Here is a 22,825-nt window from a genome sequence, read left to right as displayed (position 1 = left end):
CAGCATTTGATTTTTCAATAATTTTAGGACGCCATAGGCTATTGTTGTTATAAATAAAAAAACAATGTAATCAGTCCACAAATAATTAATGTAGCCAGAGTGATTTCAAATAAATAACGGCGCAGCATTATCAGCACTCCCGATAAAAAAACACCCGGAAAACCGGGTGTTGAGTGAATTCAGCTGTTGCAGACTAATTATGGATAGCTGACTTCAGCTTTTTCGGATGCTATTTTACGGCCGGGACTGCGACTGGGGCAGCCTTAGTCTGTGCCGCTTTTTTGTGGTGTTTTTTAGCTGCTTGCGCTTTTTGCACTGGGGCGGTTTTATCCGCTTTCTTCACCGATTTTTTAGCTTTTTTGTGATGCATAGTTTTAGCTGGAGCACTATGGGCAACAGGCGGTGCAACGGTGTCAGCGGCGAATGCTATAGAAGACATACCCAAAGTTGCAGCAACAATCAGAGCTAATACTGTTTTCATGATTTATTCCTCAGTGTTCTGTTTGTATATCGGCCCCGTTGGGTCGTTGTAATGAGAATAGAGGAAATGGTTAACGGCTTCCGTGAGTCATTGGTTTCGGCTTGTAACCGATTGTACAGGGCTGATTGTTATGACGAATAAACAACGCAGTATGCCATTTATCATGCGCGTCTGAGCACAGTCCATTGTGTATAGAGTAGATAAATCAAAAGGAATGAAACCTACAAAGAAAACATCCAATCTTCCTGTTTTAGTTACAACATACATATGATGAATAGAAAAAACAGCGCTCTATGAATCTATCTGCAAATTTGAAACTAACCTGAACTTTATGTCTGGCAGGGAGAACAGCCTCTCAGGGGAGAGGCTGTTAAAAAGGTGCAATCTGGCTCTGAAGGGGATTATAAATAGCGGCGCTCTAAATGCTCGCGGAAAAAGCGAGGATTAAGGGGTTCACCTGTCGCTTTGGTGATCAGCTCTGCAGTTGAATAACGGCTACCCTGTTGCCAGATATTTTGTTGCAGCCAATTAAACAGGGCGCTAAGGTCGCCATTGGCAATGTTCTTATCTAACCCAGGAATAGCACTTCGCGCCGTTTGGAAAAGCTGGGCAGCATACATAGCACCCAGTGTATATGTCGGGAAGTAACCAAAGGCACCATCAGTCCAGTGTATGTCTTGCATACAGCCATTACGGTAATTACCTTCAGTGTTAATTCCCAGATATTGCTGCATTTTTTCATTCCACAAGGCCGGAATATCATCTACCTCGATTTCACCGCTAATCAAGGCTTTCTCGATCTCGTAGCGCAAAATGACATGGGCAGGGTAGCTGACTTCATCAGCATCAACCCGGATGAAACCGGTTTTAACACGTTGATTCAATGCAATAAAATTTTGTTCCGCCAATGCAGGTTGTTCACCAAATTGCTGTATGACCAATGGGCGAATGACTTGCAAGAATTCTTTGCTGCGGGCTAATTGCATTTCAAACAGTAGGCTTTGAGATTCATGAATTGCTGTCGAGCGTGCATGTGATATTGGTTGGCCCAGCCATTCGCGTGGCAGATTTTGCTCATAACGTGCATGACCTGTTTCATGAATAATACCCATTAATGCACTGAGAAATTCTTTTTCATTATAACGTGTAGTAATGCGAACATCTTGCGGTACACCACCGCAGAATGGATGGACACTGACATCGACTCGGCCACCATCAAAGTCGAAACCGAGCACTTTCATCACATTGAGTCCAAGTTGGCGCTGGTTTCCCAGGTCAAATGGCCCCTGCGGTATCAAGCAGGACTCATCCGCTTGCTTAGCTGTCACTTTTTGTAAGAGATTGGGTAACCATTGTTTAAGGTCGCCAAATATACGGTCCAAATCGGCACTATTGGTTCCCGGCTCATATAAATTCAGCAATGCGTCATAGCGCGATGTTCCGGCGGCTTGAGCACGAATTGACGCCTCTTCGCGGCTGAGGCTGACCACTTCACGTAGATTTTCTGCAAAACCATTCCAGTCATTCGCGATGCGCTGCTGTCGCCATGCATGCTCGCAGCGAGCGCCCGCCAGTGATTTCGCTTCAACCAATGCTTCCGGCAACAACACGGCATTATTGTAGTGTCGGCGCATCTCACGCAAATTTGCTTGCTCGACATCATCCAGAGTTTCTTGTTCCGCTTGCTTCAACCATTCCCCAACATCTTTGGCCGTTAGTATTTGATGTTGCAATACATTCAGCTCCGCCATCGCCTCTGAGCGGGCAAGATTACCTTTTAGCGGCATCATAGTTTGCATATCCCATCCGGCAATGGCTGATAAGTGCTCAAAGCGGGAAAGGCGTGTGAACGTAGTGCGCAGGTGTTGATAAGCAGTGGTCATAAAATACTCCATAAAAGCTATTATTTAGGGCTGTCTGGGGTGGCAGTGAGTGAGTAAAGCTCTTTCACTGGCCAGCAAAATCGGAAGCTGGCACCGCCTAACGAACTGGCATCAACGGAAATGCTGCCCTGATAAGCCAATGCAATGGAGTGAACAATTGCCAGGCCCAATCCACAACCCCCGGTTGCGCGATCCCGGCTTGGGTCCAGCCGGACAAAGGGTTCAAATACTCGGGCGCGTTCTTCTAATGGAATCCCCGGCCCGTCATCTTCAACTTGTAAGCAGGCATTATCGCCATCAAACCACAGCCCAATTCGCAGCCGCTGAGTAGAGTAGCGCAGGGCATTATTGACCAAATTATCTAATACTCGCTCCATCAGGCGTAAATCAACTGCGCCGAAATCGCCACGATGAGGAATATCGAGTTCTATTTCGCGCTCACTATGAATCAAGCGCATATCCATTACTTTTGCCGTGAGCCAGGCCGGTAAATCGATAGGTTCCAGATTGAGTGAAACTTGCGGGCGGTCCAGCCGAGCATAAGTCAGCAGCTCGTCAATCAATGCTTCCAACTGGCCAATATCATGATTTAAAGCCAGTTGCTCACTTTCAGTCAGGTTATCACTCATGGCTAATCGATAACGCAAACGAACCAGTGGAGTACGTAACTCGTGAGCAATTCCATCAATAAGCAGTTTCTTGCTGACAATCAAAGTGCTGATGTTGTCAGCCATTTGGTTAAATGCGACACCTAAGCGGCTTAAACTTGACGTAGGGTCAAAATGCGTTCGCTCATCCAAATGGCCCGATCCCAACCGCTGGGCGGCATTCTCTAATTTAAGCAAATCTTTCCAGTGGGGGCGCATCCAAAGAAATACCGGTAGAGCCAACGATAGGCCAATCAGGATAAGTAAGGCTAAATCAAGTAGCCGCATTTGATGCAAATAAAATAAATACGGAACCGGGCCAACAGCAAGGACATAGTGGCTGCGGGGGATCCGTTGCAGGAAAGTATATTCATCATCCAAAGCAATGATTTCACCTGCACGCAGGCGCTTATTCAAGCGCTCACCAAGATCCCGTTTGTCGAGAGGTTCGATATGTAATTGAAATGAGAGGTTTAAATCTAAAGTGGCAATGGTTTTATTCCAATCTTTCAGTGGGATTTCCCGCAACTCACTGCGCATCAATGAAAGCGAGCTTTTCATCAAATCATCTAATGATTGGCGGCCAGCGCGTTCAGCCGTTACTTTATAAACCAGCCCAACCAACATCGCCATCACCATAAAGCAGACGAACAGCAATAAGAAAAACTGAATAAATAGCTTCCTCATTGCTGCACCGACTCCCAGGCATTAGGGGCGAATAGATAACCTTTATTGCGGACGGTTTTGATTCTAAAAGGTTCGAGAGCATTGTCGTAGAGTTTGCGCCGTAAGCGCGATATCGCAACATCGATGCTGCGATCCATCCCGTCATAACTGACGCCACGCAAATTTTTCAATAATGCTTCCCGGTCCATGATAATCCCGGCATGGGTTGCCAGCTCCCACAGCAAGTCAAAATCTGAAGTTGATAAAGTAATTTCTTCATCACTGAGATTAACTTGTCGATTAACAGGATCAATACAGAGCAAACCGAAGTGAATAGCATTATACCCGGTGAGCGGTGGGCTGATGGTTTCTTTGGTTTGTTGTTGATTATGTTGACGTAAATGCAAACGCAACCGCGCCAACAACACCGCAGGGGGGGTTGTTTTCAGGATATAGTCATTCGCCCCCATTTCCAGGGAGAGGATATGGTTCATATCACTGTCAAGCGAAGTCAGCAGCACAATAGGGCCTTCATAGCTTGGTCGCAGATCACGGCACAGCGTCATCCCATCTTTCCCCGGCAGCATGATATCGAGCAACACCAGGTCAGGTTGTTGTTGTTCAATAACGGCTTGTGCAGTATCGCCCCGCGGTTCAACAAACACATCAATGTCATGTTTGCCAAGGTAGGCTGCAATCAGTTTTCCGACCTCCGGGTCGTCTTCTACAAAAACAATTTTGGTCATGTTTTTCAGTTTATAAAAGTGCCGGAATTCAGCATAGCGCGCTGTTGGCAGCAATACTATGCACGTTACTTGATTATTAATACCAATGCCGATGACTGATGGGTAGACAACGGGTAAAGCATTTCATTATATTAATGAAAGTGATTATATCGTCATCTCTATTTAGTTGCGCCTATCGTTTATATATCAATACTTATGATTAATGAATAGCTGTATCAATCAGCTAAGGACTGAGGGATGAGTGGCGAACACATTGGTGTGCCAGCGCACAGTGAAAAAGTCTGCTTCGATTACACGGAATTTCTAGCGGTTTCTTGCAAAAAACGGTGGAGTTTTATTGATGCTATTTATGGCGTCATGCCGATTTTTGGTATGGTGGTAAAATCGCAAACGGAATTAGAGAAAACGCCTCAGGAGCGGCTGACGGCTTTAGCGCTACAGGTATTATCGACCCAACTTAGTGATGAAACTAATATTATCAGATTGATTCATCTCGCTGAGCAACAGGGGATAACCGTATTGGATATCCAATTACCTTATCCTCTAGAAACCTCGCAACTCGGTGAGATCATACAAAAATTCCCGCTTTCGATGCGACTAAGTCAGAAGGGCGAGTGTTTATCGGTGGATATATCGGGAATCGAGAATAAATCGTCTTTGTAAATGGTGAGTTTATCCACAACAAATACTCAAATGGACAGCCAGTTTAACTGGCGTGCCCATTGATTTTATGGATGTTATTCGACTTAATGCATCATCACCCAGGTTGCTGGAATGGTCGCAATCAACACAAGGCAAATTGCTATACGCTCCACGGTATTGAGTAACCGAAGACCTTCATGCCCTTTACGTGCATAAATAAACACCAATAAACCGGGGGCATATAACAGGGCGGATAACAGCAGATACAGCAAGCCCGCTGCATAAATAAGCCACAAACCATACAAACAGGCGCCACTGGCGGCAATAATCAATCGCCAATCCTGCCGTTTCAAGGCCACTTTAAATAAGAATGCCCCCACCAGGAAGTAGGGCACCAAAATCATCTCTGATGCAATGGTCAGTAAGGTGTTGTAGTTACTGCCCGTCAACCAGATAAGAATCAACGCCACTTGCACGGCACAGTTAGTTAGCCATAGTGATTTAGCCGGTGCATTGTGTTTATTCTGATGTCGGAACATTTTAGGAAATGCCCCATGTTTAGCGGCCACCATAGGGACTTCTGCGGCCATAATGGTCCAACTAAGATAAGCACCACACACCGAAATAATCAGTCCGGCGGCAATAATCACTTCCCCCCAAGGTCCGATCATCTCCACCATAATGCCCGCCATGGATGGGTTCCGCATACCGGCTAATTCGGCGCGCGGCACCACCCCAAGAGACAATAACGTTATTAGCAGATAGACACATAAAGCGGAGATAACCGCCAGCATCGTCGCCCGGCCAACATCTTTTTTATTGCGCGCTCTGGCGGAAACAACAACGGCACCTTCTACCCCAATAAAGACCCATAACGTGATTAGCATGGTGTCTTTCACTTGTTGCCAAACCGGGGTGTGTAGGGCGATGCCAGTAAAATCAACGCTAAATGTATCGAGGCTGAAGGCGAGGCCGGCTAAAATGATGAAGCCGCCGATAGGCAACAGTTTTGCCAGTGTCGCGGCCAAATTGATACTGGCCGCAGTTTGGACACCACGCAATACCAATGCATGGACTAGCCACAACAGGAAAGATGCGCCCACTAGCGCCTGCCAGGTATTCCCCTCACCAAAGACAATGCTGCCAGACTTATCGGTAAAAAAACTCAATGCAGCAAAAACAATCACCAGATAAGAGACATTGGCAATGACGGCGCACAACCAGTAACCCCAAGCGGAGAAAAAGCCGATAAGGTCACCAAAACCTTCTTTGGCATAGGTGAATATTCCGCCATCCAGATCAGGGCGCAGGCGTGTCAACAGCAGCATGGCAAAGGCCAAAAAAATGATTCCTACGCCGGTAATACCCCAGCCAATAAGCAAGGCCGCCGGGCTGGCAACTTCAGCCATATTTTGTGGCAAGCTGAAGACACCTGCACCCAGCATTGAACTGAGAACCAGCGCAGTGAGCGCCGTCAGGCCGAGTTTTCTTTCCAATTATAAATCCTGGTTTTTAGAGTATTAATGAGTAGTTAATGGCTTGTAAGTAGCATTATATGAGGCAAACTTATCGATAGTTGACAGATAATGGCCCTATAATTTTCGGGCGATTTTACGGAGTGGGAGGCGATCATGCAATGATTGGTTATGCGATTTGGGTAAAAAGTTATTCAGCCGGAACTCATCAGGTTAATCGCTACCGCGGCAGATAAAAAAAGGACAGCCAATGGCTGCCCTTTGATTGCGATCGAAGCAAACTTATTTAAACAAGTCAGCGCTGATACTCAGGTTACCACCACTTTGGTTCTGCCACTGGCGAGTAACATGATAATACTTCGCCCCTTTAGCCGCCGCACGCTTAGCCACTTCATGGGAAACGTCGGTCATGCTGTTGTAGTGACCACTAAAGGTAATAGAGTCAAACGGCACCATCTGCGCGGCAGTAGTGTTGTTTAGTTCCTGAATTTGGGTGCCATCATTCAGCGTGACAGTGTAACGCTTACCTGTGGAGGATTGCGTTTCAAAGAAACGGCCCACATCAGCACTTGGTGTACCTGAAGAGGCGACGCCTGGAATTTCTACATTCGCAGCCGCAGCACCACCAGCAGCCAGTGCTGCGCGGCCAGCATCTGAATCCGCAGGAATCACATCAGGGCTTTGCACTGTACGTTTGGCCGCATCTTCTTTATAAACATACGCCGTCACGAACTGGTTGCCACCTTGGTTAGCATCAACCTGGCGCACGATGAAGAAGGAGTAAGCGCCTTTCTCTTTTGCTGCTTTGGAAATAGCATCGTTAATATCAGGCTGGCTACGGAAGAAACCACTGACAGAGACGGTGTCATAAGGTTGCAAAATGTAGGCTTCTGTTTTTGGTAATTCTTTGATGCCATTAAAAATACGATACTGAGTCTCTTTGCTCACTTCCTCAGCATCTTTATGATAAACATCGGCCGTTACACGCCAGTTGCCACCATTGCCGTTGCTGTTGAGATCTTGAATATAGAACGAATCAGCGCCCAATTTATCAGCACGACGGGATACTGCATCGGCGGCTTCATTGATTGCATTAAATCTGCCGGTAATAGTAATACGATCAAATGGCTTAATGGCGGCTGCTTGCTCTGGTGTGAGCTCTTTTGCCGCATGTGCAGCAGAAAGCGCCGAGAGTGATAGCAATGCCGATGCGATGATCGTGTATTTCAGCTTCATAAAAAATCCTTTCGCCTTGCGCATTAACGGTGATACATGCGGAACAATTGATGTGTAACAGAATAGCAGATGATTATTACATGTAATAATGGCGGGTGTCTCCGCAATTTATATGACTAAATAAATGAATTCCGAAGTTAGGCCTGTTAGCACTTTACATGAAGAATTGAGATAAGCTTTACGAATAATGGTTTTAACGTCATAAGCACGGATTATTTACATTTTTCCAACCTAATGCCGCGCCATCACTGGGCTGCCTTATTATACTAATGCTTATTATTTTGGCTCAAACTTGCAGGACAAGCCGCTAGTAAATATTATTTTTATAGTGAATTATACAGAGTTCTTTCCGCCTGCCAGTTTTAGTGCAAAAACTGCTTCAGAACTGCATACAGATATGGATCATCAGTCACATTTTCAGTAGGTTATAGGGAGCCGTAACTAAGCAGGTTTGTCAGTAACCAAAAGAACTGAGCATATCCGGATTAATTGGCGTTACAGGTAGGCAGCTCCCGATGTGCTGACATGAGTCAGTGATTTGAGTCAATGAGCGCCGCTAACCCCATAACTTCAATTAAGAAGGGTATGGCAATCTTCATCATTAAAGATAGGTAAAGGGAACATTATGCGTATTGGTGTACCAAGAGAGCGGTTGGCCAATGAAGCCCGTGTTGCAGCAACGCCGAAAACGGTAGAACAATTGCTGAAATTAGGTTTCACCGTGGCGATTGAAAGCGGAGCTGGCCATTTAGCCAGTTTTGACGATGCGGCGTACCAGGATGCGGGTGCCACCATTACGGATACCACCGATGTGTGGCAATCCGACCTTATTCTCAAAGTGAATGCCCCATTTGAGGAAGAAATTGCCCTGATGCGTGCGGGGAGCACTTTGGTCAGCTTTATCTGGCCAGCTCAGAACCCGGAATTACTGCAAAAATTAGCAGAGCGTCAGGTCACGGTATTGGCGATGGATTCTGTGCCGCGTATCTCGCGCGCGCAATCCATGGATGCCCTAAGCTCAATGGCTAACATTGCGGGCTATCGCGCAATCGTCGAAGCTGCGCATGAATTTGGCCGTTTCTTCACCGGACAAATCACCGCGGCGGGTAAAGTCCCCCCAGCGAAAGTGATGATTATCGGGGCCGGTGTTGCAGGGTTAGCTGCCATTGGCGCGGCAGGGAGCTTAGGCGCTATCGTCCGGGCTTTTGACACCCGTCCGGAAGTCAAAGAACAAGTCCAAAGTATGGGCGCTGAATTCCTCGAACTCGATTTTGAAGAAGAGGCCGGCAGTGGTGATGGTTACGCGAAAGTTATGTCTGAAGCGTTTATCAAAGCCGAGATGGCGCTATTTGCTGCCCAAGCGGCTGAAGTGGATATCATTGTGACCACGGCATTGATTCCAGGGAAACCTGCGCCACTCTTGATAACCAAAGAAATGGTTGCGTCGATGAAGTCCGGCAGCGTGATTGTCGATTTGGCCGCACAGACCGGCGGTAACTGTGAATTAACTGTGGCTGATAAAGTGACGGTGACGGAAAATGGCGTGAAAATCATCGGTTATACCGATTTGCCAAGCCGTTTACCGACGCAGTCATCCCAGCTCTATGGCACTAACCTGGTTAACTTGCTGAAATTACTCTGTAAAGAGAAAAATGGTGAAATCGATATTGATTTCGAAGATACCGTTATTCGCGGTGTTACCGTGGTGAAAACCGGTGAAGTTACCTGGCCGGCTCCACCAATTCAAGTTTCAGCTCAGCCTCAGGCCGCTAAAGCGGCTCCGATTGTTAAAGAAGACGCTAAACCTTCATCGCCTTGGCCTAAGTACATCATGATGGCGCTGGCTATCGTGTTGTTTGGTTGGTTGGCAAACGTGGCACCGAAAGAGTTTTTATCTCACTTTACGGTCTTTGCTCTGGCGTGTGTGGTTGGCTATTACGTGGTGTGGAACGTCAGCCATGCGCTACATACCCCACTGATGTCAGTCACTAACGCCATTTCCGGCATTATTGTGGTAGGCGCATTGTTGCAGATTGGTCATGGCGGCTGGGTAAGTTTCTTATCCTTTATTGCCGTATTGATTGCCAGCATCAATATTTTTGGTGGCTTTACCGTCACCCAGCGCATGCTGAAAATGTTCCGTAAAAACTAGTTTTTCCTGTGAAAACTCAGTTGGTATAACACCATGACTTATAAGAATGAAGGGGTAACTGATGTCTAGTGGTCTCGTTACAGCTGCGTACATAGTTGCTGCGATTTTATTTATTTTCAGTTTGGCTGGGCTGTCGCGCCACGAAACATCCAAACAAGGGAACACTTTCGGTGTGACCGGTATGGCCATCGCGCTTATCGCCACCATTCTGGGGCCAGATTCAGGGAATGTTGCCTGGATTATCATTGCCATGGTAATTGGTGGAGCGATTGGTATTTATCTGGCGAAGAAAGTCGAAATGACCGAAATGCCGGAGTTGGTTGCTATCCTGCACAGTTTCGTGGGGTTGGCGGCAGTTCTGGTTGGCTTTAACAGCTATCTGGATCATGGCCCAGTGGTCATGGATGCGGTGATGGTGAATATCCATCTGACCGAAGTATTCCTCGGTATCTTTATCGGTGCGGTGACATTTACTGGTTCTATTGTTGCCTTCGGTAAATTACGTGGGATTATCTCATCCAAACCGTTGATGCTGCCACAACGTCATAAGTTAAATTTAGTGGCGCTGGTTGTTTCATTCCTGCTGATGATTATGTTCGTCAAAACAGATAGCGTAGCCCTGCAAGTGGTCGCACTGTTATTGATGACCGTGATTGCTTTGGCCTTCGGCTGGCATCTGGTGGCATCCATTGGTGGTGCTGATATGCCGGTTGTGGTGTCGATGCTGAACTCCTACTCCGGTTGGGCCGCGGCGGCCGCAGGTTTCATGCTCAGCAACGACTTACTGATCGTGACCGGTGCGTTAGTGGGTTCTTCCGGCGCCATCCTGTCGTACATCATGTGTAAAGCGATGAACCGTTCGTTCATCAGCGTGATTGCCGGTGGCTTTGGTACCGATGGTTCTTCTACTGGTGATGCTGAAGAGATGGGTGAGTACCGTGAAACTAACGCGGAAGAAGTGGCCGAACTGCTGAAAAATGCCAGCTCTGTCATCATCACTCCTGGGTATGGTATGGCGGTGGCACAGGCACAATATCCGGTGGCTGACATTACAGCAAAACTGCAGGCTCGCGGGATCAAAGTGCGTTTTGGTATTCACCCAGTAGCAGGGCGCTTACCAGGCCATATGAACGTGTTATTGGCTGAAGCCAAAGTGCCTTATGATGTGGTGCTGGAAATGGATGAAATCAATGATGATTTCCCAAGCACTGACGTCGTACTGGTTATTGGTGCTAACGACACGGTAAACCCAGCTGCACTTGAAGATCCTCGCAGCCCGATTGCAGGTATGCCAGTGCTGGAAGTGTGGAAAGCGCAAAATGTTATTGCCTTTAAACGCTCAATGAACACCGGCTATGCTGGCGTCCAAAACCCATTGTTCTTCAAAGACAATACTCAGATGTTATTTGGCGATGCCAAAGACAGCGTAGAAGCTATTTTACGCGCGTTGTAATGGCGTTGTAGTCTTTGATTAAGGGCCACCTCGGTGGCCCTTTTCTTTGGATTTAATCAGAATAGCGCGCGAGAAAAAGGTTATTCGATATCTTCTTGATCTTCATTATTTTCCACAGGGCAAGTAAAGCCTTCTGGTTTAATCGCTAACAAATCACATTTAAGATGATCGATTACATGCTCTGTTGTATTCCCAATAAAGGCGGCAGAGAGCCCTGTACGGCCCAAAGTCCCCAAAACCACCACCCCAGCCCGTAAATGTTCAGCAAGATCAGGAATAACCTCTTCGGGCAAACCTTTTTCTACATGAGTGAATTTTTCATCAATACTAAACTGCTGGCGCAGTGCTTTCATCGCGACCAAATGCTGACCGCGAATCGCATCGTTATAGACACTTGGATCAAAATCAGGTAATTCGATGGCGATATTAATCGGAGTGACCGGGTAGGCACTAATCAAGTGCACCTGAGTTTGATTGAGATTTTCAGCAAGTTCTCGGGTTTCTTTCACTAAACGTAGATTGAGCGGGTCATGAAGTGGGTCTTCGCTTGAGAGGTTGACAGCTACCAATGCCGTACCACCTTCTGGCCAAGGTTGATCTTTTACCATCCACACTGGACATGGGCATTTGCGCAATAAATGCCAGTCAGTTGGGGTGAAGATAATCGACTCCAGGCGATCATGCTGATGTGCCATTTTTAGCAATAAATCGTGTTTAAATTTCAGGACTTCCTGAATAATGGCTTCGTAGGGACGATTGTGCCATACCACTTTGATTTCAATTGGTATCCCTTCATCGAGATAAAACCGGCACTGCTCGTTTATCCAAGCTGAGCGTTGGCTGATAACCCCTTTGCGCATAGCAGTGCGCTCATCGGGTGATAGCAGGGTGGTCATATCATAAGACAAGTCATAAATGGCTAAAAACGCTTTTATTGTGCCGCCGTTACGTCGCACAAGATAGACTGCACGTCTTAATGCAGGTTGATCATCCTGATTGGGGTCAATAGCCACCAGAATATTCTGATACTTTGCCATAGAGTCTCCTTACAACCGTGAATTAACAGTATGTTAGTTAAAGAGTAAACCATGAAAGTGAAAGAGGATAGGCGAGAGAACGAGCCAGAGCAATAATATATCCGTCACCGTTAAAGTTGCAGGTGTATTGGTTGCCCTTAATCCTCCGAATCACTTACGGGAATCAGCTCACCGAGATTTATGAGCCTCATCCATGAGACTCACTTTGCAGATTGATATCTAGTGGGTATGCTTGAAATTAAAGACTCGGTCTTGGGTTCCCCGCCAATTTAGCCAATGCTTCGGTATTCTCGATAGTGATATATTTACCTTTCACACTCAGAATATCGCTTTTCTGGAAACGGCCCAACAAGCGGCTGATAGTTTCTACCGTCAAACCTAAATAATTGCCGATATCGCCACGAGTCATGGTGAGACGGAATTCACGTGGTGAGAAACCACGCTGAGCAAAACGTCGGGAGAGATTATAAATAAAGGCCGCCAGACGCTCTTCTGCATTCTTTTTAGAAAGCAGTAAAATCATGTCTTGATCACCTTTAATCTCACCACTCATTAGGCGCATCATCTGTTGGCGCAGATTTGGCATTTTGCCGGATAGATCATCCAGAGTGTCAAACGGGATTTCGCAAACCATTGATGTTTCGAGGGCTTGCGCAAAGCTTGGATGCTGCAGGTTACTGATTGCATCAAAACCGACTAAATCGCCCGCTAAATGGAAACCGGTAATTTGCTCATCACCTTCTTCGGTAATGGTGTAACTTTTGATGGTCCCGGAACGGATGGCATACAATGATTTAAGCTCATCACCTGCTTTAAACAGCGCCTGTCCTTTCTGAATAGGTTTTTTCCTTTCAATGATATTGTCGAGCTGATCCAGCTCGTTCTCATTCAAAGTAAAAGGAATACAGAGCTGGCTGATACTGCAATCCTGACAATGGATTGCACAACCACCAGACTGAATACGTCGGATTACGCGTTTTTCCGGGATCATAGGGTATTCCCAATAATATTGATATGCGTCAATTTTAACATCTTTTCTTGCGTCTGATAAGAGCAAGAATAGTTAGCGTGCTAAAAGATAGCCCTCATGCATTAATAGCCAGCGTTTTCGCTCCACACCACCGGCATAGCCAGTCAATGCACCTTGCTGCCCAATGACCCTATGACAAGGGACAACAATTGAAATAGGATTCAAGCCATTAGCCATCCCTACAGCCCGGGAAGCGGTGGGGCGATTAATGCGTTTTGCTAATTCACCATAAGTAATGGTTTCACCACAGGGGATTTTACGCAGTTGTTCCCACACCTGGCGCTGGAAGTCAGTGCCAGCTGTTTTCACAGGTAAATTATCGATAATACTTAGCTCACCGGCAAAATAGCGCTGCATACTGTCACTTAACCCTCCGGGATTGCGTTTTTCTACGAGGGTAAAGGTATTGGTGCCGTAATGATTGCGTAGCAACTTCATCAGGCGTTCATAATGATCCGTCCAATCAATGGCGCGTAGCCGGTTTTCTTCGTCTGCAATTAACAACAGTTCACCCTGTGGGGTTGCCATCCGATCAATTAAAAACGTTTCCATAGTTCTCCGCGACTTTGCTGCGACTGGTTAAGCACAAATGATGGGATTAAAGATTTGCCAGAGATTATTACATGAAAAATAACATCAATAGATGACTATCGGGAATGAAAAGTAAAAACCTGCGGTTATTGCGGCACTTATCGCATAAACCATACAGTTTAGGTATAAGGACGGGGTGGGCGAAGTGAGCATAAGTCGCTAGGATAAAAGCCTGTTATTGACGAAATCCATTCATATCAGGTATTCAATTCATGTCCAATGTCACTTTAGTTCCTTTATTACGTGATGGCGAACCTCCGGCAGCTGCCATTGAACGCCCAGAGAGCCGTTCACCTTTTATCTTGCTGGCAGATCATGCAGGGCAGCGTATCCCCGCCCAACTTGGCGATTTGGGATTACCCTCTGGGGAAATTGACCGCCATATTGGCTGGGATATCGGTTCATTGGCTACCGCGCAATTACTCAGTCAATATTTGGATGCAACATTGATTCATCAGCGTTACTCGCGCTTAGTGATTGATTGTAACCGCACGCCTGGTATCGCCAGTTCTATTCCTGAAATTTCGGAAAATACGCGAATCCCACGCAATATTGGCGTTACGGAGAAAGAGGCACAAGCCCGCCGAACTGAGATATTCCAGCCTTATCATGACTTAATTACACAGACACTTAATCTGCGCCAGGATAACGGCCAAACCAGCGTCATCATTTCCATGCACAGCTTTACCCCGTCGTTTAAAAACATTTCACGCCCGTGGCAAGTTGGGACTTTATTTAACCGTAATCCCGAGTTTTCTCTGCAGTTGATAGCATTTTTACAGCAAGAAGGCGCATTAAATGTCGGAGTTAACCAACCTTACGCCATGACAGATGCAACCGATTTCACTTTGCCATTTCATGCAGAACAGCGCCATTTACCTTATGTAGGCATAGAAATTCGCCAGGATCTTATTACCCAACCCGATGGACAGGAACAGTGGGCAAAGCGATTGGCGAGATTGTTACCGCAAGTCTTATCTGCCTATAAGCATTCAAAATAAGTCACAATCTATTTATTAACCCAAGAAATATCTGTTTTGCGTTAATTATTTTTCTGAGTTTATGACTGGCCACTATTAATTAGTTATTATCGGTGGCTATAGTTATTTTTAATTCATCACTAATTCATTTATCACACAATATTAAGGTTGAAAATCTCGTGGAATCTAAACCTGCGCGTATCCTGATCAGTGCCTGCTTGATGGGGAAACCTGTTCGTTATAACGGCAGCGCTCTGTCTGTCCATGATGAAATTATTCAGCGCTGGCAGGATGAAGGGCGGCTGGTACTGGTTTGTCCAGAACTGGCCGCAGGAATGCCGGTGCCACGCCCACCAGCAGAAATTCAGCAAGGTAATGGCGAGGCGGTATTACAGGGGCAAGCGCGGGTGATTGAACAATGGGGTAATGATGTCAGCCGAGAATTTCTGCAAGGGGCTTATCAGGCCTTGGAATTGGCTCAAAAACATCAGTGCACATTGGCCATCCTGACTGAAGGTAGCCCATCTTGTGGCAGTAGCCGTATCTATGATGGCCATTTTAATGGCACTCAACGCGCAGGACAGGGAGTGACAACCGCTTTACTGCGCCGCCACGGGATCACGGTATTCAGTCATCTTCAACTGGAACAAGCTGATGATTTTTTGCGAAGCAGTTCGCAAATCGAGGTTGAAAATTAATCAAATGTCATAAAACCTCGCTATACTGTACGAATGTACAGTAGTGGTGTGGGATCGTATCTTTAGCCACTTAATTTTTATTAAAACCATTGAGTCGAGGTCGCGATATGACATTCAAGATAGTCGAAAAAGAATCAAAAAAGATTGTGGGAATCCGAGTTGTCGGGCCTTATCACGAGACCATTCCGAAAGGATTTGACCAACTATTATCACTTTATACCCAGCACCAAATTCCAGGAAAAGAGTGGTTAGCACTTTACTGGGATAACCCAGAAACCAATCCACCGGCTGAATTACGGGCTGATGTGTCTTTATCCGTCGCTGATGATTATGTCTTGCCAGTAGAACTTAGCGGTCAGCTAGAGTTACAGGTGATCCCTTCGGGTTTATATGCGATATATCACACCCGAGTCACGGATGATGATTACGCCAAAGCGTGGGGGGAATTATATCACCAACATCTGCCACAAAGTGGCTATCGCCCAGCCGAGGGCGCTTGTTATGAGGTTTACCTCAATGACGGCCGGAGCGACGGCTATTTTGATATCGATATCTATCAATCCGTTGAAAAAGACCAATAAACTGAGGTTTTTCAGCCGGGCTAGCTCGCTCGGCTGTTGATGGTGTCAGCGACATCGTATTTCAAGGCTCTATTATTGTCAGGAATATATTGTCAGGAACCTGCTGTCAGGAATACTTGGCTTAGCCAGTCACTGAAAATACGCACCCGTGGTGACAATTGTCGATTGCGTGGATACAGAAAAGAAACCGGCATTGGGGGCGGGGCATATTCAGGGAGAATCTCAATCAGTGTTCCGGCACGTAAATCTGACTCAATATGATAACGTGGCACCTGAATGATTCCTAATGCTAGCCGTGCGGCAGCCACAAAACTTTCCGCGCCACTAACGGATAGAATAGCCGGTAATTTCACGTTTTGCACTTCCACATCTTGAATTTCAGCTGATGAATAGGGTGGTGAACGTTGATAGGAGTGCTCTTTTTGGGCGGAGGGCTGACATTGTGTTCCGATACAAAATTCTAATGGCATCAGTCCGCCGGTCGCACTAGAACGAAATCCTATCATCTGATGCCCGGCTAACTCATTGAGAGTGAGTGGTGCTCCATGTTGTTGCAAATAGCGCGGTGCAGCACAAGTTACCTGTGGTAGCAGTGCCACGCGGCGGGCGACCATGTCACTGTCTTGCAAATTGCCGACACGCAATACACCGTCAAAGCCTTCACGGATCAAATCAACTAGCCTATCTCCTTCGCTGATAAATAATTCAATATCGGGATATTGTGCTATAAAATCAGGTAGTTGAGGTAATACAAAATGGCGAGCCAAGGTACCTTGTACATCTATCCTCAGTAAACCTCGTGGTTTAGCATTGGCAAACGCCATTTCAGCATCTTCTATATCAGCAATAATTTTCAGGCAGCGCTGGTAGTAAGCTTCCCCATCCAGTGTCGGGCTGACATGCCGAGTGGTGCGTTGCAATAAGCGGATATTCAATCGTTTTTCAAGCTGTTTAACTGCATCCGTCACACTAGAGCGCGGTAAATTTAAGTCTTGTGCGGTTTGGGTAAAACTGCGCTGTTCCACTACTCTGATAAACACGCGCATTGCATCAATTCTGTCCATGCTATTGTTCGACTTTTTCGGATAGTGTTAACGAATAATAGGTGATTATCCGAATGAGTAAAAGTGGCATGCTCTCTGTATCGGTTTCAGTGGGGCAGCTTTTGAAAACATGGCTTGAGAACGGCCCATAAACTCGTACAAATAATGAAACACACATTCAGGAGAATATTATGACGAATACCACTCAGCAGGTCGCTATTGTCACAGGCGCATCACGGGGTATTGGTGCAGCAATAGCCGAGCGTTTAGCCCAAGACGGTTATACCGTTCTGATCAATTATTCTCGGGCTGATGAGGAGGCCGAAGCCTTAGTGCGTAAAATTCAACAAGCGGGTGGAAATGCATTGAGTGCCCAAGGGGATATCAGTGATCCCGCCGCTGTAGCCCAATTATTTGCCAAAGCAGAAACCGCTTTTGGTGGCGTAGATGTCTTGGTCAATAATGCTGGAATCATGTCACTCAGCGCGATTGCCGATAGTGATGATGAACACTTTGACCGTCAGATTGCAATTAACCTGAAAGGGAGCTTTAACGGGATGCGGGAAGCCGCAAAACGCCTTAGAACGGGGGGGCGAATTGTTAATTTCTCAACCAGTGTCGTGGGGTTAAAGTTGGAAAAATATGCTGTTTATGCGGCTACCAAAGCCGCGGTTGAAACAATGACGGCAATCTTGGCAAAAGAATTGCGGGGCCGCAATATTACCGTCAATGCAGTGGCGCCAGGGCCCACCGCAACTGACCTTTTTCTTAATGGAAAATCAGCGGAGCTCATTGAAAAAATGGCAAAAATGGCACCATTGGAAAGATTGGGTACACCAGAAGATATTGCCGCAGCAGTGGCATTTTTGGTGAGCAAAGACGGTGGCTGGATCAATGGACAAGTGCTGCGTGCTAACGGTGGCTTGATTTAGCCCCATTCTGTGAAATGACGGCGAGAGGTCAGGGGGATAGCTCTGAAAGATAAGGGATAACAATTAATCGCGCTTGGCATAAAAGCGTTGATTGTCATAAAAGCGTCATTTGTCTGTTCTAGTATCCGTTGTAACCAATCAATACAAATTGTATTACTGTTTTACAACAAGGAACTCTACTGATGCAGAATCGCGTATCCACTTTGTCCGGCATAGCGCTATCTACCCTGATGCTGAGCAGCTCTCTGTTCGCACCCAATGCTGTTGCGGCAGCCACCGGTTTATATGACCGCAGCGCCCATGGTGATATCACCCAATTTGGTGGCGCTCGCCGTTTGACAGAAGATCAAACTCAGGCTCTTCGTGATTCGCTGTCCAACAAAACGGTAAAAAATGTCATTTTACTGATTGGCGATGGGATGGGGGACTCTGAGATTACTTCAGCGCGTAACTATGCCATGGGCGCGGGCGGTTTCTTTAAAGGAATAGATGCATTGCCACTGACCGGGCAGTACACCCACTACTCATTAGATAAAAAAACACAGAAACCTGATTATGTGACTGACTCAGCAGCTTCAGCTACCGCGTGGTCTTCAGGTGTGAAAACCTATAATGGCGCACTGGGTGTAGATGTGTTTGGGAAAGATCATGTCACCTTATTGGAATTGGCTAAAAAAGCAGGTAAAGCCACCGGTAACGTTTCAACGGCTGAATTGCAAGATGCGACTCCTGCGGCACAATTTGCTCATGTCACCGGTCGTAAATGTTATGGCCCGGAAGAAACTAGCGAAAAATGCAGCACCAATGCGCTGGAGAATGGCGGGCGCGGCTCCATCACCGAGCAAATGATTGAAGGACGCGCTGATGTTACATTGGGCGGTGGTTCTAAATCATTCAGTCAGCTCGCTAAAGCGGGTGAATGGAAAGACAAATCTTTGCGTGATCAAGCCCTGGCTCGCGGCTATGTGATTGTTGAAAATCTTGATGATCTGAATGCAATTAAACAGGCTGACCAACAGAAACCTCTATTGGGGCTATTCAGCCCTGGTAATATGCCCGTCCGCTGGCAGGGGCCAAAAGCCTCTTATCACGGCAATATAGATAAACCGCCGGTGGTGTGTGAAAACAATGCTGAGCGAACTAAAGATACGCCAACGTTGGCCGTGATGACGGAAAAGGCCATCGACTTGCTGAAAACCAATAAAAATGGCTTCTTCTTACAAGTTGAAGGGGCATCTATTGATAAACAAGATCATGCGGCTAATCCTTGTGGCCAGTTTGGCGAAACCGTTGATCTAGATGAAGCAGTTCAAAAAGCCTTGGAGTTTGCCCGTGCTGATGGCAATACACTGGTCATCGTGACCGCAGACCATGCCCATTCCAGCCAAATTATTGAGGCTGATGCCAAAGCTCCGGGTCTGACACAGGCATTAACCACCAAAGACGGTGCGGTAATGGCAATCAGCTATGGCAATTCTGAAGATGATTCTCAAGGCCATACCGGCACGCAATTACGCATAGCCGCTTACGGCCCACATGCGGCAAATGTTGTTGGTCTAACAGATCAAACAGATTTGTTCTTTACCATGCGCGATGCGATGGCTATTAAATAAATACCGGCCTACTTGTTGTAGATCCCAGCGCAGTAATGGCTGGGATTTTTCGTTTCTGTTATCTGCTCATCGTGTTTTCAACTCGTTTTTCAACCGCTATTGTAGTCTGGCGTTTATCAACAGAGATTGATGTGGGTTGATTAAAAAAGAAACAATGAGAATTTAATTCCATTATCTGAACACAAATTATCCACCACCCAATCTTATTATTTAATTTATTCTAATCAGACACGAAACCAGCCGAAAACATGGAGTTTATCCTGTGGTTGCAGAGTCTTTACTAGCTGATTGCATAATGAACTGGCATAATTGATTTAGTGAAGGTTTTGTCATTCTGTTCCGCCAGGTAAGCTGTTATTAACATAAAATACTGATTTATTATTTAATCTATAAATTCGACTTAAGTTAAATTTATAGATTTTATCTATGGTTTTTGGGTGTAAAAAGAATTTTTTATTAAAAATTGCCATTAAAGGCAGAATAAAAATTATTATTTTAGGATAGGGGCATATAAATCATCGTGGCGAAGAGAAAGTCTACCGGTACCGGCTGGGTTATCCTACTGATAGTTGTTTTGGGGCTGATCACCGGTATCCCGAGGGAGGTGTGGATTGCACTGAGTGCAGCTATCTTATGTCTGTATTTTGTCTGGCAAAATATCCGCAAGACTAAGATGCATACAGGCCACCCCGTTAAACCTAATAGGCAAGAGACTGCGGTGATACCGGACCTGGGTAATTATCAAATGGCCCCATCACAGTTGGAACCTGAACAAACTACTGCACCAGAAGAGGTGAATAAGAATCCTTCTGCTGGACCTAAAGGAAAACAACCCGATATCTCACGAGGTTCTCTAGCCCGTGCATCGTGGCTGCGCCCTGGTGAACTGGCCGTGGTTGCGGGAATAAACTTACCTGATGGGATGGTTTACATTGGTAATAAATACAAAAGCAACCGTACTGGCGCAGAGCCCGCCTTTATTAATCCATCAATGGATGTTGCGCCAGAAGAAATAGATATCTCATTGCCACTGATTGATAATACACCTGATTATTCGACCTGCTCACCAGAGGCGCGGAAAGGGTATTTACAATGGTTATCTGATGGACGTAAATCACCTAACGCAGATATTAGTTATGTTTTCTTATTTTTCTATGGCTTAGAACATAGAATACTCATTGATGCAGCCATAGATCCGATAGCAAAAAAAGAACTGCCTATTCTTGAATCTGAAATTAATCGCCTGCTAAATATTTACGGGAAAAATAACGCATTTAATCATTATGCGCAAAACTTATTAGTTTATATCACTAGGGTAAATATAGATGAGAAACTCTATCTTTCTTCCCCCCCGGCAACCCGCGAAGCTTCAACTGAACTCCCACTGGCATTATTAGTTGGATTAGGACAATTAGCTCTTGACCAGAAACCCTTGCCGGTTGAGTGGGCGCTCGCGTGGGGGGAAGCCGACCCTGCGATTAACCAAAATATCTCAATGGCACATTGTGCAGATGTTTTTGCCACATTATTTCGCCAGCGTTACCAAGAACAGTATGGGGATGGATTTTTATTACCCGTTAATAAAACAAAATTACAAATATTCTATCGTCCAGCATCTGCGGGCTTAATGGGACAAGAATTCTTACAGCAAATTACTGATCTACCCAATGTTGCTGTGTGCAAAACTCATCGCGATAAACTGCGAGCAATATTTGAAGTATGTCAGCAGGAACTTGATATTTACAATCGTTTTGCCAGTATCAACCCGAAGAAAAAAATGTCACTGGAAGGGCAGTTATTAATGCCGGTAGCATTGTGGTCTGTGGCATTAAAAACCGAATTAGAAACGATCAAAACCCGAGTGGGTTATGGTTTGCTAATGGTCACGTTAGGTGAATTGTTTCTTCAGCTCAGCACGGCCTGTGGTACCAAACCCTTAGAGCGTTTATCGCGCAGCCATGTAATGGCATTAACCTATGCACTAGCTTCTTTGCAAGTGGGTATCGAACCTGATGTCAGAGCGGATAATCGCACACCGGTATTGCAAGACACAGTTGCACTGTTTCCTATTGAATCGCTGGTTGCAGAGTCGGCTACCTTTGATGCTTACCGTGTCACTATGCTTACCGTCGAACTGGCTTGTGCTGCGGTGATGTTTGATGGGCGTATTGGTGAGCCTGAATCTATAATATTGACCCGGCACATTGATGCATGGGGCTTTCTTAGCCCCGGTCAACGTATGCGCTTAAAAGCTTACCTGCAACCAGGTATACGAAAAAATAATACATTGTTGGCACTGAAGAATAATCTGGAGCCACTCTCGCTAGAGAATCGTCGTGTTATTGCGCGTTTCCTCGCACACTTGCTGCAAGTTGAAGGGACCATTACACCTCAAGAAGTGAAGTTTCTTGAGCGGGTGTATAAACGTTTTGCTCTGGACAGTAAATGGGTTTATGCCGATTTGGATAGCCGTGCAACACCAATGACACTGAGTTTACCGTCGGCGACGGTTGAAGTAGTGACAGATACCGACCGTGTGAGCTTGCTGAAAAAAGAAAGCCAAGAATTAGCTAAATTACTGGAAAATTTGTTTATTGCGGCAACTGTCGCGACAACAACTACACCAGATATTAATCCTCAATCTCTGGTAGCCATCACAGCTCATTTGCCTGATAGCATTGTGACATTTTTGAAATTACTGATTTCCCGTGATTCTTGGGATCGTGAGAAATTAGTGGATATCACTGCAGATATGGAAGTTAAACTTGATGACGCTTTGATTGAAATTAACCGGAAAATATTAGCCGCGTTTGATGCCCCGTTAATCACCGGTGATGCCACTATCACCATCAACCGTGAAATATCAGCGGCACTCCTTATTTGAAAAAAGGATGCGCGGGGATGGAGGGCGTAACTTGAGCTGGGCCACAATACTCGCT

The 22,825-nt window shown here is 45.9% G+C and carries 20 protein-coding genes; 9 read left to right on the top strand and 11 right to left on the bottom strand.

All coding sequences use genetic code 11. The features are described 5' to 3' along the window. Positions 1 to 47: 47 nt before the first annotated feature. From ydgU to rstA, 5 genes are all read right to left on the bottom strand, one after another. Positions 48 to 128, bottom strand: a complete 81-nt coding sequence (gene ydgU / locus DX162_RS23035) for a small membrane protein YdgU (protein WP_455433398.1) — start codon at positions 126 to 128, stop codon at positions 48 to 50. 101 nt (positions 129 to 229) lie between these two features. After that, on the bottom strand, positions 230 to 481 hold the full coding sequence (asr, locus tag DX162_RS16680) for an acid resistance repetitive basic protein Asr (protein ID WP_004390258.1): 252 nt from the start codon (positions 479 to 481) through the stop codon (positions 230 to 232). Positions 482 to 882: 401 nt separating this feature from the next. Beyond that, positions 883 to 2,364: a carboxypeptidase M32 gene (locus DX162_RS16675; RefSeq protein WP_004390260.1), complete on the bottom strand. Its 1,482-nt coding sequence runs from the start codon at positions 2,362 to 2,364 to the stop codon at positions 883 to 885. 20 nt (positions 2,365 to 2,384) lie between these two features. Further along, positions 2,385 to 3,698, bottom strand: a complete 1,314-nt coding sequence (gene rstB / locus DX162_RS16670) for a two-component system sensor histidine kinase RstB (protein WP_032819726.1) — start codon at positions 3,696 to 3,698, stop codon at positions 2,385 to 2,387. Continuing rightward, positions 3,695 to 4,423, bottom strand: coding sequence for a two-component system response regulator RstA (gene rstA, locus DX162_RS16665; RefSeq protein WP_032819764.1), 729 nt, complete (start codon positions 4,421 to 4,423; stop codon positions 3,695 to 3,697). Before rstA ends, rstB begins: the two co-directional genes overlap by 4 nt. A gap of 237 nt (positions 4,424 to 4,660) precedes the next feature. Here rstA and DX162_RS16660 point away from each other — a divergent pair, with 237 nt between their 5' ends. After that, positions 4,661 to 5,086 (top strand): hypothetical protein, encoded by a 426-nt coding sequence (locus DX162_RS16660; RefSeq protein ID WP_004390263.1) that lies wholly within the window; start codon positions 4,661 to 4,663, stop codon positions 5,084 to 5,086. A gap of 83 nt (positions 5,087 to 5,169) precedes the next feature. Here the strand turns inward: DX162_RS16660 and DX162_RS16655 are convergent, their stop codons facing one another. Next, positions 5,170 to 6,561 carry an amino acid permease gene (locus DX162_RS16655; RefSeq protein WP_004390264.1) on the bottom strand — a complete coding sequence of 464 codons (1,392 nt, stop codon included), beginning with the start codon at positions 6,559 to 6,561 and terminating at the stop codon, positions 5,170 to 5,172. Positions 6,562 to 6,822: 261 nt separating this feature from the next. Continuing rightward, positions 6,823 to 7,776: a DUF1471 family protein YdgH gene (gene ydgH, locus DX162_RS16650; RefSeq protein WP_032819727.1), complete on the bottom strand. Its 954-nt coding sequence runs from the start codon at positions 7,774 to 7,776 to the stop codon at positions 6,823 to 6,825. 625 nt (positions 7,777 to 8,401) lie between these two features. On the opposite strand from ydgH, the gene pntA reads away from it, so the two are divergent. Further along, on the top strand, positions 8,402 to 9,928 hold the full coding sequence (gene pntA, locus DX162_RS16640; RefSeq protein ID WP_004390266.1) for a Re/Si-specific NAD(P)(+) transhydrogenase subunit alpha: 1,527 nt from the start codon (positions 8,402 to 8,404) through the stop codon (positions 9,926 to 9,928). Between the two features lie 61 nt (positions 9,929 to 9,989). Further along, positions 9,990 to 11,381 (top strand): Re/Si-specific NAD(P)(+) transhydrogenase subunit beta, encoded by a 1,392-nt coding sequence (pntB, locus tag DX162_RS16635; protein ID WP_032819729.1) that lies wholly within the window; start codon positions 9,990 to 9,992, stop codon positions 11,379 to 11,381. An 80-nt stretch (positions 11,382 to 11,461) separates the two neighbouring features. Here pntB and uspE read toward each other — a convergent pair whose 3' ends face one another. The 3 genes from uspE to ogt form a co-directional block, all read right to left on the bottom strand. Continuing rightward, positions 11,462 to 12,418, bottom strand: a complete 957-nt coding sequence (gene uspE, locus DX162_RS16630; protein WP_004390268.1) for a universal stress protein UspE — start codon at positions 12,416 to 12,418, stop codon at positions 11,462 to 11,464. Positions 12,419 to 12,656: 238 nt separating this feature from the next. Next, positions 12,657 to 13,409, bottom strand: a complete 753-nt coding sequence (locus tag DX162_RS16625) for an FNR family transcription factor (protein ID WP_004390269.1) — start codon at positions 13,407 to 13,409, stop codon at positions 12,657 to 12,659. A 72-nt stretch (positions 13,410 to 13,481) separates the two neighbouring features. Next, positions 13,482 to 14,000 (bottom strand): methylated-DNA--[protein]-cysteine S-methyltransferase, encoded by a 519-nt coding sequence (gene ogt, locus DX162_RS16620; protein ID WP_004390270.1) that lies wholly within the window; start codon positions 13,998 to 14,000, stop codon positions 13,482 to 13,484. Positions 14,001 to 14,251: 251 nt separating this feature from the next. On the opposite strand from ogt, the gene DX162_RS16615 reads away from it, so the two are divergent. The 3 genes from DX162_RS16615 to sbmC all read left to right on the top strand — a co-directional run bounded on the left by DX162_RS16615 (position 14,252) and on the right by sbmC (position 16,298). Continuing rightward, positions 14,252 to 15,040 carry an N-formylglutamate amidohydrolase gene (locus DX162_RS16615; RefSeq protein WP_004390271.1) on the top strand — a complete coding sequence of 263 codons (789 nt, stop codon included), beginning with the start codon at positions 14,252 to 14,254 and terminating at the stop codon, positions 15,038 to 15,040. 158 nt (positions 15,041 to 15,198) lie between these two features. Continuing rightward, positions 15,199 to 15,717: a 2-thiouracil desulfurase family protein gene (locus DX162_RS16610; RefSeq protein WP_032819730.1), complete on the top strand. Its 519-nt coding sequence runs from the start codon at positions 15,199 to 15,201 to the stop codon at positions 15,715 to 15,717. 107 nt (positions 15,718 to 15,824) lie between these two features. Further along, the gene (gene sbmC / locus DX162_RS16605; protein ID WP_004390273.1) at positions 15,825 to 16,298 is read left to right on the top strand and encodes a DNA gyrase inhibitor SbmC; all 474 of its coding nucleotides are present in this window, start codon (positions 15,825 to 15,827) and stop codon (positions 16,296 to 16,298) included. A 92-nt stretch (positions 16,299 to 16,390) separates the two neighbouring features. On the opposite strand, the gene DX162_RS16600 is transcribed toward sbmC, so the two are convergent. Beyond that, on the bottom strand, positions 16,391 to 17,362 hold the full coding sequence (locus tag DX162_RS16600; protein ID WP_004390274.1) for a LysR family transcriptional regulator: 972 nt from the start codon (positions 17,360 to 17,362) through the stop codon (positions 16,391 to 16,393). A gap of 170 nt (positions 17,363 to 17,532) precedes the next feature. On the opposite strand from DX162_RS16600, the gene DX162_RS16595 reads away from it, so the two are divergent. The 3 genes from DX162_RS16595 to DX162_RS16585 all read left to right on the top strand — a co-directional run bounded on the left by DX162_RS16595 (position 17,533) and on the right by DX162_RS16585 (position 22,770). Continuing rightward, positions 17,533 to 18,273, top strand: coding sequence for an SDR family oxidoreductase (locus tag DX162_RS16595; RefSeq protein ID WP_004390275.1), 741 nt, complete (start codon positions 17,533 to 17,535; stop codon positions 18,271 to 18,273). Between the two features lie 182 nt (positions 18,274 to 18,455). Beyond that, positions 18,456 to 19,886 carry an alkaline phosphatase gene (gene phoA / locus DX162_RS16590; protein WP_004390276.1) on the top strand — a complete coding sequence of 477 codons (1,431 nt, stop codon included), beginning with the start codon at positions 18,456 to 18,458 and terminating at the stop codon, positions 19,884 to 19,886. Positions 19,887 to 20,406: 520 nt separating this feature from the next. Next, positions 20,407 to 22,770 carry a tellurite resistance TerB family protein gene (locus DX162_RS16585; protein ID WP_004390278.1) on the top strand — a complete coding sequence of 788 codons (2,364 nt, stop codon included), beginning with the start codon at positions 20,407 to 20,409 and terminating at the stop codon, positions 22,768 to 22,770. Positions 22,771 to 22,825 lie beyond the last annotated feature (55 nt).

Source organism: Yersinia kristensenii, assembly GCF_900460525.1.
Lineage (GTDB): Bacteria > Pseudomonadota > Gammaproteobacteria > Enterobacterales > Enterobacteriaceae > Yersinia > Yersinia kristensenii.
Note: the sequence above shows the minus strand (reverse complement) of the source record. Positions and strands in the feature narration are given on the sequence as shown.